Here is a 14,609-nt window from a genome sequence, read left to right as displayed (position 1 = left end):
CGGGAGTTCGCACAATGGAATTGCGCATCGAGGGCCTGTCGAAGACGTACGAGAACGGCACGCGCGCTCTGAACAACGTGTCGTTGACGATTCCACCCGGCATGTTCGGGCTGCTCGGACCGAACGGTGCAGGGAAGTCGACGCTGATGCGCATTCTCGCGACGCTACAGGAAGCCGATGCGGGTTCGGCCCGCCTCGGCGACATCGATGTGTTGCGCGACAAGCAGGTGGTGCGCAGTCGCCTGGGCTACTTGCCGCAGGAATTCGGCGTGTACCCGAAGGTCACGGCCGAGGATCTGCTCGATCACTTCGCGGTGCTCAAGGGCATCACCGATCGTGCCGAGCGACGGCGCATCGTCGACGCGCTCTTCGAGCAGACGAATCTCGAAAGCGCGCGCCGGAAGCAGCTCGGGAGCTATTCCGGCGGCATGCGCCAACGGTTCGGTATCGCCGTCGCGCTGCTCGGCAACCCGAATCTGATCATCGTCGACGAGCCGACGGCCGGACTCGACCCCGCCGAACGCGTGCGCTTCCTGAATCTGCTCGCCGAGCTCGGCGAGAGCGCGGTGGTGATTCTCTCGACCCACATCGTGGACGACGTGAGCGATCTGTGTTCGCGCATGGCGATCATCGATCGCGGCGAGATTCGCCTGGAAGGCGAGCCCGCGGCGGCGATCGCGAACGTGCGGGGCAAGATCTGGGTGCGCGCCGTGCCGCGCGCCGAGTTGAACGACATGCAGCGCGACTACTCGGTGGTCTCGACGAAACTGGCAGGCGGCAAGACGGTGGTGCGCGTATTCGGTGAGTCGCAACCCGGGCCGGAATTCGAGCCGACGATGGCGACGCTCGAGGACGTGTACTTCGCGGCGCTGAGGCAGCAGTTGACGGCGGGGGCCGGCGCGGTCGCCGACAGCGCGCCGGGCGTGGCATGACCGCCTACCTCGCGATCGTCCGCTGGGAGGTTCGCTACTATCTGCGGCGAATCTCCACGTGGGTGTATTTCGGCATCTTCTTCGCGATCGCGTTCCTGTTCATGCTGATCGCCGGCGGGGCGTGGGACCAGTTCAACGTGGCCTTGGGCAGCGGCGGCAAGGTGCTGGCGAACGCGCCCTACGCGCTCGCGACGCTCATACCAATTCTCTCATTGTTCGGCGTCTCGATCACGGCGGCGCTCGCCGGCAACGCGTTGTACAAGGATTACGAGTACCGCATGGACCCGCTGTTCTATACGACGCCGGTGAGCAAGGCGGCGTTCTTCGGCGGGCGGTACACCGGCGCGCTGATCGTGAACATGCTCGTCGTATCGGGCATCGGCGTCGGATCGTTCGTCGCGTCGGTGTCGCCGTGGGTGCACGCGGACAAGATGGGACCGTTCCGCCTGATGTCGTACCTGCAGCCGTACTTCGGCGTCGTGCTGCCCAACGTCGTGCTGACGGCGGCGCTGTTCTTCGGCCTGGTGGCGCTGACCCGACAGATGCTGCCCAACTATGTCGGCGGCGCGCTGCTGCTGGTGGGATATCTGCTGGCGGGAAGTCTCCTCACCGACATTCAGAACAAGGATCTCGCGGCGCTGCTCGATCCATTCGGATTGCGCGCCACGAACCTGCTGACGCAGTACTGGTCGATCGCCGAAAAGAATTCGCGGCTCGTGCCGATCTCGGGGATTCTGCTCGAGAATCGCCTGCTCTGGATCGGCGTGGCGGCGGCATTGTTCATCGGCTCGTTCGCGGTGTTCCGATTCGCGCATGCGTTGGGCGACACGGCGCGTCCGCAGGAGATGCCGGCCGTCGACGAGCCGGCCGCAGTGGTCGAAGAGGAAGCGGTCGCGGAGCCCGTCGTCGCCCCGCTGCGCGTCACCGCGTTGCCGTCGGTGACGCAGCGATCCGATCTCGGCGCGCGCTGGGTCCAATTCCAATCCGTGTTCGCGCGATCGTTCTGGCGTATCGTGCGCAGCCGCTACTTCGGCGCGATCGTCGGCGGTGGTCTCCTGTATCTGATCGTCGCCGCACGCACGACGGGCAAGCTGTACGGCACGACGACGTGGCCGGTGACGTACCAGATGGAGAGCATCCTGAGCGGCTCGTTCGGGACGTTTATCCTCGTGATCATCGTCTTCTATTCCGGCGAATTGATCTGGGCCGAGCGCGACGTGAAGCTCAATCAGATCTACGACGCGACGCCGGTGACGAACGTCGTGTCGTTCCTGGCGAAATTCTCGGCGCTCGCGGCGGTGATTCTCGCGATGCTGGGCATGACGATGGTGGCGGGCATCGCGACGCAGGCGGCGCGCGGCTACTACCACTTCGAGATTCCACTGTACCTCGAGTCGCTGCTCGGCTTCCGGTTCATCGACTATCTGCTGATCGCGGTGCTGGCGATGGTGGTTCACGTGCTCGTGAATCACAAATACCTCGGCCACTTCCTGATCATTCTGCTGTTTTTCGGCATGGGATTGCTCGGCGCCCTGGGTGTCGAGAGCAACCTGTATCAGTACGCGTCGGACAGCGGCTCGGCGTACTCGGACATGAACGGCTGGGGGCCGTACGCGTGGCCGTATCTGTGGTGGAAGCTGTACTGGAGCGCGTTCGGGGTGCTGCTGCTGGTGCTGAGCACCGTGTACTGGGTGCGCGGCGAGGAGCGCTCGTTCGGCGTGCGGTCGCGGTTGGCACGGGCGCGCTTCCAGGGCAAGGCACGCACCACCGCGATCGGCGCCGGTGTCGCGTTTGCCGCCCTCGGCGGATTCATATATTATAATACTAATATTCTAAATACCTTGCGATCGAGCAAGGCCGAGCGGCACTTGCGGGCCCAGCGGGAGCTGTTGTACAAGCGGTTCGAGACCGCGCCGCAGCCGAGGATCGTCGGGATCACGCTCGCGGTCGATCTCTATCCGTCGAAGCGCGACGCGATCGTCACCGGACAGTACGTCCTCCGCAACAAGACCGCGTCGCCGATCGATTCGATCCACGTCGGCATCGACGAGGACCTGGAGATCCGCACGTTCGACTTCGACGGCGGCGCCACGCGCGTCGTCGCCGATGCCCCGCGCAACTATTACATCTGGCGGCTGGCGCATCCCCTCGCGCCCGGCGACTCGACGGTGCTGCACTTCGTCCTCGGCCGCGTGCATCACGGATTCACGAACGAGATCCGGGACAATGCGGTGACGGGCAACGGCACGTTTCTCGAGAACGTGCAGTTCATGCCGACGATCGGCTACGACGCCCGCGAGGAGATTCAGGACGAGGACGCGCGCAAGAAGGAGCACTTGCCGCCCCGCCCGCGCATGCGGCCGCCGACGGATCGCAGCACGTGGGCGAACAACTACATCAGTCACGACGCCGATTGGCTGAGCTACGACGCCACCGTGAGCACCGATCTCGACCAGACCGCGCTCACCTCGGGATATTTGCAGAAGGAATGGACGGCGAACGGCCGGCGGTATTTCCACTATAAGATGGACGCGCCCATTCTGAACCTGTGGGCGTTTCAGTCGGCGCGGTACGCGATCCGCCATGCGACGTGGCGGCCGGCGGACGCGCACGCCGCGGCGGGCGATTCGGTGGACATCGCCATTCTCTATCATCCCTCACACGCGTACAACGTGGACCGGATGCTGGATGCCGTGAAGAAATCGCTCGACTACTACACGACGAATTTCTCTCCGTACCAGTATCATCAACTTCGCATCGTGGAGTTTCCGCGCTACGCGACGTTCGCGCAGTCGCTGCCGAACACCATTCCGTTCTCCGAGGCGATCGGATTCATCGCGCGCGTCGAGAGCCCGGACGACGTCGATTACCCGTTCTACGTGACGGCGCACGAAGTGGCGCACCAGTGGTGGGCACATCAAGTCGTCGGTGCGGACGCGCAAGGCTCGACGATGCTCTCCGAGACGATGGCGCAGTATTCCGCGCTCATGGTCATGGAGAAGGAGTTCGGTCCCGCCAACATGCGCAAGTTTCTGGAGTACGAGCTGAATTCGTATCTCCTCGGCCGCGCGACGGAGCGGCGCAAGGAGTTGCCGCTCGAGCTCGGGGAGAATCAGCCGTACATCCATTACAACAAGGGCTCGCTCGTCACGTACGCGCTGCGCGATTATCTGGGCGAGGCGCGTATGAACGCCGCGGTGCGCGGCTTTCTGAACGCGACGAAGTTCAAGGGGCCGCCGTATCCGACGTCGCTCGAGCTCGTCGACTCGCTGCGCGCCGCGACGCCCGATTCCCTCAAGTATCTGATCGCCGATCTGTTCGAGAACATCACGCTGTACGAGCTCAAAACGGATTCCGTGAACGCGAGCGCCGCACCCGCGGGATCGCCGGGGAAGTATGCGGTCGATTTGTACGTCACGGCGAAGAAGGTGCGCGCCGACAGTCTCGGCAAAGAGACGCAGCAGGCGATGGACGACTGGATCGACATCGGCCTGTTCGCCAAGGCGCCGGCCAAGCCCGACCCGACGATCGACTCCAAGGTTGGCGTGCCGCTGTATCTCGTGAAGCACCGCATTCTGACCGGGCCGCAGAAGGTGACGGTGTTCGTGGATCAGATTCCGTATCGCGCGGGGATCGACCCGCTGCACAAGCTGATCGACCGCATCACGACCGACAACACGGTCGGCGTGCGCGACCGGACGCGGACCGCGGCGAAGAAATAATCGCCGGCCCCTTGACGGTCGCCAGATATGTAGACACCATACCTATCATATGTAGGCACTCTACATTCGGTGGGTCATGCCGCGAAAATTACCGGCGCCGTCCCGCGTCGAGGTCCTCCAGGGCACGCTCGACCTGATCGTGCTGCAAACGCTCCGCTGGGGCCCCGCCCACGGCTACGCGATCGTGCAATTGATCCGCGCCGGCTCGGGCAACATGCTGCAGGTGGAGACCGGATCACTCTATCCGGCGCTGCAGCGCCTCACGAGGCAGCGCGTGATCTCAACCGAATGGGGCGTATCCGACCAGGGGCGGCGCGTGCGGCTGTATCGCCTCACGCCGAAGGGGCGCGCGCGTCTCGCCGCCGAGGTGTCGAAGTGGGATCGGCTGAGCGACGCGATCGCGTCGCTCATGCGCCCGCCCAAAGGGTCCGAAGCATGAGTGCGTTCGACTGGCTGCCGTGGGTCCGCGCGCGCCAGACGCGCGAGCTTGCCGACGAGATGCGCGCGCACCTCGAGCATGCCCAGGCGGATTTCATCGCGCGCGGCGAGTCGCCGCGCGAGGCGGCGCTGCACGCGCGCCGGGAATTCGGCAACGTCGAGCTCGTGCGCGAAACCGCGCGCGACGAGTGGAGCCGCGGCGGCGCATGGCTCGAGGCGTTCGGCCACGACGTTCGATTTTCCTTGCGCATGATGCGGAAGTCGTGGGGCTTCACGACCGTTGCCGCGCTCACGATCGCGTTCGGTGTCGGCGCGACGACGGCCATCTTCGGCGTCGTCGACGCCACGTTGTTGCGCTCCCTGCCATATCCGCACGCCGAACAGCTCGTGCGAATTCAGGACGACCTGCTCGGCAGCGGTGCGAGCGATGTCGGAATGTCGACGCCGGAGTGGCACGATCTCGAGCGTTCGGGTGCGTTCGAGCAGGTCTCGCCGGTGTGGTTCGACGACAACAACCTGACCGGCGGCGGGTTGACCAGAGCCCAGCACGTCGGTTTGTCGATCGTTGCGCCGAACTACTTCGCGCTGCTCGGCGTGAAGCCGCAACTCGGCACGACGTTCGATCCGGCGGATCACACCGGCGGCTTCAACGGACAGGCGGTCATCAGCGACGCGGTGTGGACGCGCCTGTTCGGCCGCGACCCGTCGGCGCTCGGACGCATCGTGCAACTCGACTCCGATTCGTATCGCATCATCGGCATCATGCCGCCGACGTTCGAGGCGCCCGGTCGCTCGCGCGAAGAGCGCAGTACGGAGGTTTGGGTCGCGATGGGCTTTGCCGGCCCGCCGCTCACGAACTACACGCGGTCGGGAACACACTTTCCCGGTGTGCTCGCACGCGTCGAGCGCGGCGTGTCGCTTGCCGAAGCGCAATCGCGAATCGACGCGCTCGTGCACACGCTACGTGCGCAGTATCCCAAGGATTATCCACCGCGCGCCGAGTGGACCCTTCGCATCGTGCCGCTCAAGGACATCGTGGTTGGAAATGTGCGACAGTCGCTGCTGTTCTTGTTCGGTGCGGTGTCCCTCGTGCTGCTGATCGGCTGTGCGAATGTCGCCAACTTGCTGCTGGCACGGGCCAGCAGTCGTAGCCGAGAGTTGGCGGTGCGCGAAGCGATCGGTGCGTCGACTGGGCGGCTGATCGCGCAGCTCCTCACGGAGAGCGTTGCGATCTCGGTGCTCGGCGGTCTTGTCGGCTTGGTGATCCTTTTCATCGCCCGCGCCGAGATCCGGAGCCTCGTACCCGCGGAATTGCCGCGCGCGAGCGAGATCGGCATCGGGTGGGCCACGTTCAGCTTCGCATTCGGTGTATCGATCGCCGCCGGTGTGGTCTTCGGCTTGGCCTCGGCGCTGTTCGTGCGCCGGCTCGACGTCAATCGCACGCTGAAGCAGGAAGGACGCGCGTCGACCGCCTCACGCGAGCAGGCGCGAACACGCCGGTTCCTCGTCGTCGGGCAGATCGCGCTCTCGACGGTGTTGCTGGTCGCCGCGGGATTGTTGGTGCGAAGCTTCATGCAGCTGACGCGTGCGCCGCTTGGCTTCGACGCGCACGGCGTGACCGTGGTACGAACGCGGCTGCCATATCCGAACGAGGACAAGGAAGACTTGTACCCGACGCCGGCGGCCGAGGCGCCGTTCGTTCGCGAGGTGCGGCGTCGCGTGCTCACACTTCCAGGTGTGGAGGCCGCGGCGCTTGGCGCAAGCGCCTCTATTCCGCTCGATCACCCGGAGCAGGATCAGAACGTCATGAGTGTCATCGTCGAGGGGCACGCTGGCGAGCCGCCGGCGTTGGTGACCGGCGCCGTCGTGTCGCCCGAGTATTTCGACGTGCTGCACCTTCCGCTCCGAAGCGGCCGGCTGTTCACCGACTTCGACCGCGACAAATCGCCGCTCGTCGCGGTCGTGAACGAATCGATGGCCGAGCGGTTCTGGCCGCACGAGAGCGCGCTCGGGAAGCGCATCAAGCTGTCACCGGGCGCGCTGGTATGGGCGACGGTCGTCGGTATCGTCGCCGACGCGCGAACGGAAGCGATCGAAACCGCGCGCGAGCCTGTGCTCTACGCGAGCCTCTATCAACGGAGCGCAAAGCATCTCGCGATCTTTTTGCGAGGGCGATCCGTGGACGAGTCGATCGCCGACGCGGTCCGCGGCGAAGTGCAGAGTGTGAATCAGGCACTGCCGGTCTTCGGAGCGGAGTCGTTGGAGCGCGTGGTGGCGGATTCTCTCGCGGCGCGCCGCTTCGTGCTCCGTATGATGGCGCTGTTCGCACTCACGGCGTTGGTGCTCGCGGGACTCGGCCTCTATGGCGTGGTTTCGCACGCCGTCGCGGAACGCACGCATGAAATTGGCTTGCGCGTGGCGCTCGGCGCACAAGGGGGAGACGTGACGCGCTTGGTGTTGCGGCAAGGCATGAAGCTGTGCGCGACGGGCGCGGTGCTCGGTCTCGTCGGCGCCGCGGGGCTCGCGTACGAGATGTCGAGCCGGTTGTACGGCGTGCGTGCCGCGGATCCACTGTCGTTCGGCGTCGTGACGGCCGTGATGTTTTTCATCGCGGGCGTGGCGTGCTATTTACCACTCCGCCGCGCCGTTCGCGTCGATCCGCTGACGGCACTGCGAAGTTGACGGCGTGGCGCGTGAGGATCTACACGCGCTAGGCGCGCGAGATCGCTGCGTCAACCTGCCGCGCGTTCGAGCCGGTCGCGGACGCCCAACCACTCCGGCCCGTCGGGCACCCGCTCGATGACGATCACGTCGCAGCCCATGTCGTCGAGCACGTGCAGGGTGTTGTACAGTTGCGATGCGTACGCGGCGGCACTCGCCGGCATGCGAACGGTGGTCCGCGCCGGCTCGACGTCCGCGCGCAGAATCATCGCGCCGGCCCGCTGCACCTTCGCGCGTTCGTGCTCGAGGCGCACGCCGACGTCGTCCGCATCCACCAGCAGTACGCGTGCGCGCGGCGCGTAGTGTTTGTCGAGCATGCCGGGCGACCGTCGCGCTTCGCTTCCGGCGTGCGCGGTCGCGATCAGCATCGGCCCGACGATCGCCTCGAGCTCGGGGAGCGAGATCGTACCCGGTCGCAATAGCGTTGGCGTATCGCCGGTGAGGTCAACCACCGTCGACTCGATGCCAACCGGCGTCGAACCGGCGTCCAGGATGAGTCCCTGCGCGTCCGCCAACGATTTCTCGACGTGCGCGCCAGTCGTCGGCGAAACCTGCATCGAACGATTCGCGCTCGGAGCCGCCACAGGAATCTCCGCGGCGACGAGCAGCGCGTGCGCTACCGGATGTCGGGGGACGCGAACGCCGACCGACGTCAAACCGGCGGTGACGGCATCAGGCACGGTCTCGCGCTTCGGCAGCACGAGCGTCAGCGGTCCGGGCCAGAACGCGCGCGCCAAAGTCTCCGCTGCTTGCGGCCATGCGGCCACGACTGCTTGCGCCTCTTCAGCGCGCGCGAGATGCACGATCAATGGGTTGTAGCTCGGCCGACCCTTCGCGGCGTAAATCCGATCGACCGCGCCGGCGTCGAGCGCGTTGGCGCCCAGCCCGTAGACCGTCTCGGTGGGAAATGCCACGAGCTCACCGCGCCGCAACGCCGCCGCGGCGTCGCGAATGATCGCCTCATCCGGGCGGAGCGGATCGACCTCGATGCGTCGCATGCGGTCAAAAGCTAGCGCTATGCGTCACAGCGCCATGTCATCCCGAGCCGAGGGCGAGGGATGTTTCATCCAGGTAGATGGACCGGTCCCTCGGTCAGGACGTTAGGTCCCTCCTCGCTGCGCTCGTCGGGATGACCGCTAGTTTCCCATGCACCCTCCACGCATCGGAGCACCTCGTGTCGTTCTTTTGCCGGTTGGCGGTCGTCGCGACGCTCGGCGCATCGGTCTCGTTGGCGCAGCGGCCGGAGTCGCCCGCGGCGGTGAAGCGGTATTTCGCGCTCGTTCGCCCCGCCTTCTCCGGTCAGCGCGCGTACGACCAGACGGCGTTCATGGACCAATATTTCCGCTGGCCTGGCAACACGGGCTTCAATGCCAGTATCCACCGTGTTGAGCAAACTCTAAAAGCCGCTGGATACGTCGAGGAAGCGGCAGCCAAGCCGGGTGCCGTATTGACGTATCGGATCGAGCATCGGCCGCTATCGGCGCCGGCGTGGGATCCGGAGGATGCCGAAGTGACGATCGTCGGCGAGCGCACGCCTGTGCTCGCGTTCGCGACGAACCGGAACATGTTGGCGATCAACTCATTCTCGACGCCCGATTCCGGCGTGCTCGCGCCGCTCGTGGACGTCGGGAAGGGAACCGGGGCCGATTACGACCGCGCGTCCGTTGCCGGCAAGATCGTCCTTGTCGAAGCGAACGTCGGGCGTGCGTTCCCAGAGGCTGTGCAACGTCGCGGCGCGGTCGGCGTGCTCGCGTACAACATGCCGGCGTACACACAACCCGGCGTGCACACCCACTCGATTCAGTTCGGCTCAATTCCGTACGACTCGGTGAAGCGTGCATGGGGCATGCCGATCTCGCGCGACGCGCTGACCCGGCTGCGTGAGGCGATGGCGAAAGGTCCCGTCATGCTTCGCGTGCGCACGAAGACGAAGCAGTTTCCCTCTGATGAGCTGACGCTGGTCGCCGAGGTGCACGGAAGCGACGCGCCCGGCGAGCGCTACGTCTTGAGCGCGCACGTGCAGGAGCCCGGCGCCAACGACAACGCGTCGGGCGTCGGCGATCTGAGCGAAATGGCCCGCGTGCTCGGCACGCTGGTGCGGAACGGATCCGTTCGGCCGAAGCGCACGATCACGATGCTGTTCGGTCTCGAGATCGCGCAGACGCGCAACTTCCTCGCGGCCGACTCGACGCGTACGCGTGGCGTGCGCTGGGGCTTGAGCCTGGACATGACCGGCGAGGACGCGAGCAAGACGGGCGGCACGTTTCTGATCGAGAAGATGCCCGACCCCTCGGCGATCTGGACGCGCGGCGACGACAAGCACAGCGAGTGGGGCGGCCGTCCGCTGACGAAACAGGATCTCGTTCCGTATTACTACAACGATTATTTGCTGGCGCGCTGTCTCGACGAAGCCGCCGGCACGGATTGGGTGGTGCGAACCAATCCATTCGAGGGCGGCAGCGATCACACGCCGTTTCTCGACTTCAAGAAACCGGGTGCGCTCTTCTGGCATTTCACCGACGTGTACTACCACACCGACGGCGATCGGATCGACAAGGTCTCGATCCCCGAGTTGACGCATGTGGGACATGCGGCGCTCGTGTCCGTGTTGACGCTGGCATCCGCCGACGGCCAAACGGCGCGCGATCTCATCGCCGAGCAGCAGCGTGCGGCGATCGCGCGCTTGAATCGCGAAGTGACGCTGAGCCGTGCGGCGATCGCGGCGAGCGGTGACCGCGCCAAGGAAGAAGACATTCTCCGCACGTGGACGGACTATTACGTCGCGGCAATTCGTGCGATGGCCGACATCGAAGTCGGCGGTTCTTCCGCCGCGACTCGATCGGCGATCGATAATGCTGCAGCGGCGGTCAAGACGGCCGGCGACGAATCGCTGCGGCAGATTCGCCAGTGAGCGTTCTCTGCACATGGCTCACCGCGCACGGCATGAGCTGTCTCGAGCTCGTCGCCGCGACGATCGGATTGATCAGTGTGTTCCTGGCGATTCCCGAGAGTGTTTGGAACTGGCCGACTGGAATCGTCAACGTCGCCATGTACGCGTTCCTCTTCGTGAAGCAAGGGTACTACGCGAACGCGGGATTGCAGATCGTCTATCTCGTGCTGTCGATCTACGGCTGGTACGAATGGCTGCATGGTGGCCGAGCACGTAGCGAGTTGCACGTGTCGCGTGCCTCGCGTCGTGCGTGGATGGTGTCGATCGCGGTCGGTGTCGCGACGTGGGTGCTGCTGTTCACCGTCACGCGTCGGCTCCCGGGCGACGCGTTCTCGTACACGGATGCTGCAACAGTTGCTGCGAGTCTCGTGGCGGAGTGGATGTTGGCGAAGAAGCTCATCGACAACTGGGCGCTGTGGATCGTCGTCGACGCGGTGTACGTCGCGATGTTCATCGCCGGGCGAAACTACCTGACGGCGGTCAACTACATCGGCTACTTCGTGCTCGCGGTGATGGGCTACGTCGCGTGGCGGCGCGTCCTCGCGGCGCAGACCCAAACCGCGACGCCCGCATGATTCGCGTCGTACTGACCGGATCGGAGTCGACGGGAAAGACAACGCTCGCCGCACGATTGGCCGAGCACTATGGTGCGGAGCTCGTGCCAGAGTTTGTACGTGAGTTCGCGACGCGAAAGGGCGGCGCCATCGACTTTGCGGATCATGGCCCCATCGCCCGCGGCCAGATGGCGCTCGAGGACGAGCACATCGCGCGGGCGACGCAACTCGTAGTGCAGGACACGGATCTGCTGAGTACCGTCGTCTACTGCGAGCATTACTTCGGCCGCTGTCCGCCGTGGATCGTGGAAGCGGCGAAAGTGCGCGCGCCGAATCTTTACCTACTGTGCGAGACCGACATGGAGTGGGTCGCCGACGGCGTCCGCGATCGTGGACACATGCGCGAGGAGATGCAGGAGCTCTTTCGCCGCGCTGTCGTGGCGAGCGGAGTGCCGTTTGTCGGGATCAGCGGCGATGCGGAGAAAAGATTCGCCCGCGCGACGGCCGCTATCGATGCGACGCTGTCGCGCGAAGACGAAAAAAAAGGCACCACGACCAAATCTGACAACGTCTGACAGCATCTGAAAAAAAGATCGGTAAACGGATCTTGTCAGATCTGGTCAGACCTTGTCGTAGTGCGCGGTTGAACCTCGACCGAGACTCTCTCCACGGCACGCCCAAACACCACACGAATACGTACGAACAGAAACAGCGCCACCGCCGCCAGCGAACAGACGAAACCCCACCATAGCCCCGCGGGCCCCATGCTCGTCCGAAATCCGAGATACGCGCTCACTGGAACACCGAGCAGCCAGTACGCGGCGAGCATGACCAGCAACGGTGCCGTCGTATCGCCGGCGCCGCGCAACACCCCGGCGCCCACAGCCTGACCGCCGTCGAACACCTGAAAGAAGCCCGCGATGGGAATGAGCGTCGACGCGAGCGCGATCACACGTGCATCGCCCGTGAACGCGGCCGCGAGCAGATGCGGCAGTGTGAGAAACGCGATCGCCGTCAGCGTCATGAAGCCGACGCCGCAGAGGTAGGCCGCACGAATCGCGGCGCGCGCACGCGGCTCATCGCCGGCGCCGATGGCGTGACCGACTCGAACCGCGGCCGCCGAGCCGACACCGAGCGGTACCATGAACGTGAACGCCGCGAGCGTGATCGCGATTTGATGCGCCGCCACCGCGACCGTGCCGATGAGACCCATCAACAATCCGATCGCTCCGAATGCGCCAGCTTCGAGCGCCTGCTGTCCGCCGATCGGCATGCCGATCCGCAACATGGTCGACAGCGGAGCCCAGTTGGCGATGCCGCGGCGAATCGGCACGAGATGCGGCCGGAGCTCGCGCCAGGCGCCCGCGAGAAGAAACAGGAGCATGAGCCAACGTCCGATCGCCGTCGCGACCGCGCTGCCGGCGACGCCCATCGCCGGGCTGCCGAGATGCCCGTACACGAATACCCAGTTGAATCCGGCGTTCGCGAGGTTGGCGGCGACCACGGTCCACACGATCGGCGCGACGTGGTGCATCGCCTGAAGACTCTGTCGCAACACGACGAACGCGAGATACGGCGCCACGCCGGCGATCGAGATGCGCAGGTACTGCCCGGCGTCGGGAATGATTTCAGCAGGTTGTCGCAGTGCGGTCAGAACCTGCGGTGCCGGAATCAGCGGCACGATGGTCAGCACACTCAGCCCGAGCGAGAGCAGCAATCCACGCTGGGCCGAGCGCGCGACGGTCTCGTCGTCCCCCGCGCCGACGGCCTGCGCGATGATCGGATCGAGCGCCATCAGGGTGCCCGACGCGAAGATGGTCACATTGAAGAAGTAGAGATTGCCGATGGCGACCGCCGCGAGCGCGCGCGCCGACAAACGCCCAACCATCAGCGTATCCACGACGCCCATCGCCATGAAGCCGAGCTGCACGAGCACCACGGGTACCGCCAGCGCGACCGTCGCCCGCAACTCCGAGTGTTCGCCGCTAATTTTTGAACGCATGCGCATAAGTCTGGTTGTGACGGTAGCGATGCTCGTCTTCGCGCGCGACTCCGCCGCGCAGAACGTCTCGGTGATGGCGCAAGCCATCCCCACGATCACATCGGCGCGGCCGACCGCGACGCGCGGCAACCTCACCGAGGCGTATCTCACACAGCCCGCGATCATGGTGCATGCTTCGTGGGCCGGGTTCACCGGCATCGGTACGCTCAATCTCGAGGGGCTCACGCTCGAGCGCGGCGAGCTGACGACCGGCGCGTACGGCGAAGGCTACGTCGACCGCCGGCATCCGCACGCGTACGTGCACGAGCTGCTTGCCGGGCGCGACGTCACCGCGACGCGCGATTTTTCATTCTCGGTGTTCGGCGGGCGCGGCTTCGCCCCGTTCGGCAGCGACGATCCGATGGTGCGGCCGATCGAGAAGTATCCGGTCAACCATCATCTGTCGCAGGTGCTCGAGCGGATTGTCGGCGTCGGCGCCCTTCGCTACCGAAAAACCATGCTCGAAGTTGGCACCTTCAACGGCGACGAGCCGCTTGGTCCCGGCGCTCCGCCAAATCTCGCGCGCTTCGGCGACTCGTGGTCCACGCGATTGACCGTGCTGCCGTTGAATGCGCTCGAAGTGAGCGGAAGCCTGGCGAGCGTACGCTCTCCAGAAGTCCGCGCGGGTGGCGGGCTCGATCAGTGGAAGCACAGCGTCACGGCGCGTTACGAGCGGGTCTCGGGCGACAACGGTGTGTACGGAATGGCGGAGTGGTCGCACACCGACGAGCGCGACCGCGGCGTTACCGTCAACCGCCTCGGCAGCGTGCTCGGCGAAGGATCGGTCTGTCGCGCCGGGGCGATTCTCTCGGGACGTTGGGAGCGGACGGATCGTCCTGAAGAGGAGCCGACGCTCGATCCGTTTCGAACGCCGCGGCCGCCGTCGGACTTGTCGAACCTTGGCGAGTCGCGATGGACTATTCTCACGGGGGCCGTGTCGTCGCCCGCATTGCGTTCGGGTTGGTTGAGCGGCCGTCCATTCGTGGAGGTGGCGTACATCACGGCGGCGCGTGGGCATCCGGGCGGACTATTCGATCCGGTGGCGCGTTACGGGACATCGCACCTCTGGATGCTGTCGGCTGGCGTGCGACTGCACGCCGGGGCGAGCGGGATGCACGACCGGATGGGCCGGTACGGCGTGGCGCTCCCGGTCGCGATGGCGATGCAAGGCATGGCGGGAATGCAAGACATGAGCGGAATGCAGCACACTCAACCATCGATGGGCAGTGACCGATGCCGTCTGTAGGTAAT

General features: G+C 65.4%; 10 protein-coding genes. 8 read left to right on the top strand and 2 right to left on the bottom strand.

The annotated features are described in order from the left end of the window. The first annotated feature begins 14 nt into the window (after positions 1 to 14). The 4 genes from VN706_10010 to VN706_09995 all read left to right on the top strand — a co-directional run bounded on the left by VN706_10010 (position 15) and on the right by VN706_09995 (position 7,774). Positions 15 to 932, top strand: a complete 918-nt coding sequence (locus tag VN706_10010; protein HXT15950.1) for an ABC transporter ATP-binding protein — start codon at positions 15 to 17, stop codon at positions 930 to 932. Next, positions 929 to 4,654 (top strand): M1 family aminopeptidase, encoded by a 3,726-nt coding sequence (locus VN706_10005; protein HXT15949.1) that lies wholly within the window; start codon positions 929 to 931, stop codon positions 4,652 to 4,654. Before VN706_10010 ends, VN706_10005 begins: the two co-directional genes overlap by 4 nt. A gap of 76 nt (positions 4,655 to 4,730) precedes the next feature. Further along, positions 4,731 to 5,093, top strand: coding sequence for a PadR family transcriptional regulator (locus VN706_10000; GenBank protein ID HXT15948.1), 363 nt, complete (start codon positions 4,731 to 4,733; stop codon positions 5,091 to 5,093). Next, on the top strand, positions 5,090 to 7,774 hold the full coding sequence (locus VN706_09995) for an ABC transporter permease (GenBank protein HXT15947.1): 2,685 nt from the start codon (positions 5,090 to 5,092) through the stop codon (positions 7,772 to 7,774). Before VN706_10000 ends, VN706_09995 begins: the two co-directional genes overlap by 4 nt. A gap of 50 nt (positions 7,775 to 7,824) precedes the next feature. Here the strand turns inward: VN706_09995 and VN706_09990 are convergent, their stop codons facing one another. Continuing rightward, the gene (locus VN706_09990) at positions 7,825 to 8,811 is read right to left on the bottom strand and encodes an L-threonylcarbamoyladenylate synthase (GenBank protein ID HXT15946.1); all 987 of its coding nucleotides are present in this window, start codon (positions 8,809 to 8,811) and stop codon (positions 7,825 to 7,827) included. Positions 8,812 to 8,987: 176 nt separating this feature from the next. On the opposite strand from VN706_09990, the gene VN706_09985 reads away from it, so the two are divergent. The 3 genes from VN706_09985 to VN706_09975 are packed head-to-tail and all read left to right on the top strand — an operon-like array spanning position 8,988 to position 11,892. After that, positions 8,988 to 10,724, top strand: coding sequence for a M28 family peptidase (locus tag VN706_09985; protein HXT15945.1), 1,737 nt, complete (start codon positions 8,988 to 8,990; stop codon positions 10,722 to 10,724). Further along, complete coding sequence (pnuC, locus tag VN706_09980) at positions 10,721 to 11,338, top strand: nicotinamide riboside transporter PnuC (GenBank protein HXT15944.1); 618 nt, start codon at positions 10,721 to 10,723, stop codon at positions 11,336 to 11,338. The genes VN706_09985 and pnuC overlap by 4 nt, the downstream gene beginning before the upstream one ends. After that, complete coding sequence (locus tag VN706_09975; protein ID HXT15943.1) at positions 11,335 to 11,892, top strand: ATP-binding protein; 558 nt, start codon at positions 11,335 to 11,337, stop codon at positions 11,890 to 11,892. The genes pnuC and VN706_09975 overlap by 4 nt, the downstream gene beginning before the upstream one ends. Positions 11,893 to 11,927: 35 nt before the next feature. Here VN706_09975 and VN706_09970 read toward each other — a convergent pair whose 3' ends face one another. Next, positions 11,928 to 13,319, bottom strand: a complete 1,392-nt coding sequence (locus tag VN706_09970) for an MATE family efflux transporter (GenBank protein ID HXT15942.1) — start codon at positions 13,317 to 13,319, stop codon at positions 11,928 to 11,930. Between VN706_09970 and VN706_09965 the strand changes: the two genes are divergently transcribed. Next, the gene (locus VN706_09965) at positions 13,318 to 14,604 is read left to right on the top strand and encodes a hypothetical protein (protein HXT15941.1); all 1,287 of its coding nucleotides are present in this window, start codon (positions 13,318 to 13,320) and stop codon (positions 14,602 to 14,604) included. The genes VN706_09970 and VN706_09965 overlap by 2 nt on opposite strands. Positions 14,605 to 14,609: the final 5 nt, after the last annotated feature.

The sequence above is a fragment of the Gemmatimonadaceae bacterium genome, from assembly GCA_035606695.1.
In the GTDB taxonomy this organism is placed as follows: Bacteria; Gemmatimonadota; Gemmatimonadetes; order Gemmatimonadales; family Gemmatimonadaceae; genus JAQBQB01.
This window is presented reverse-complemented; position numbering and strand designations above follow the sequence as displayed.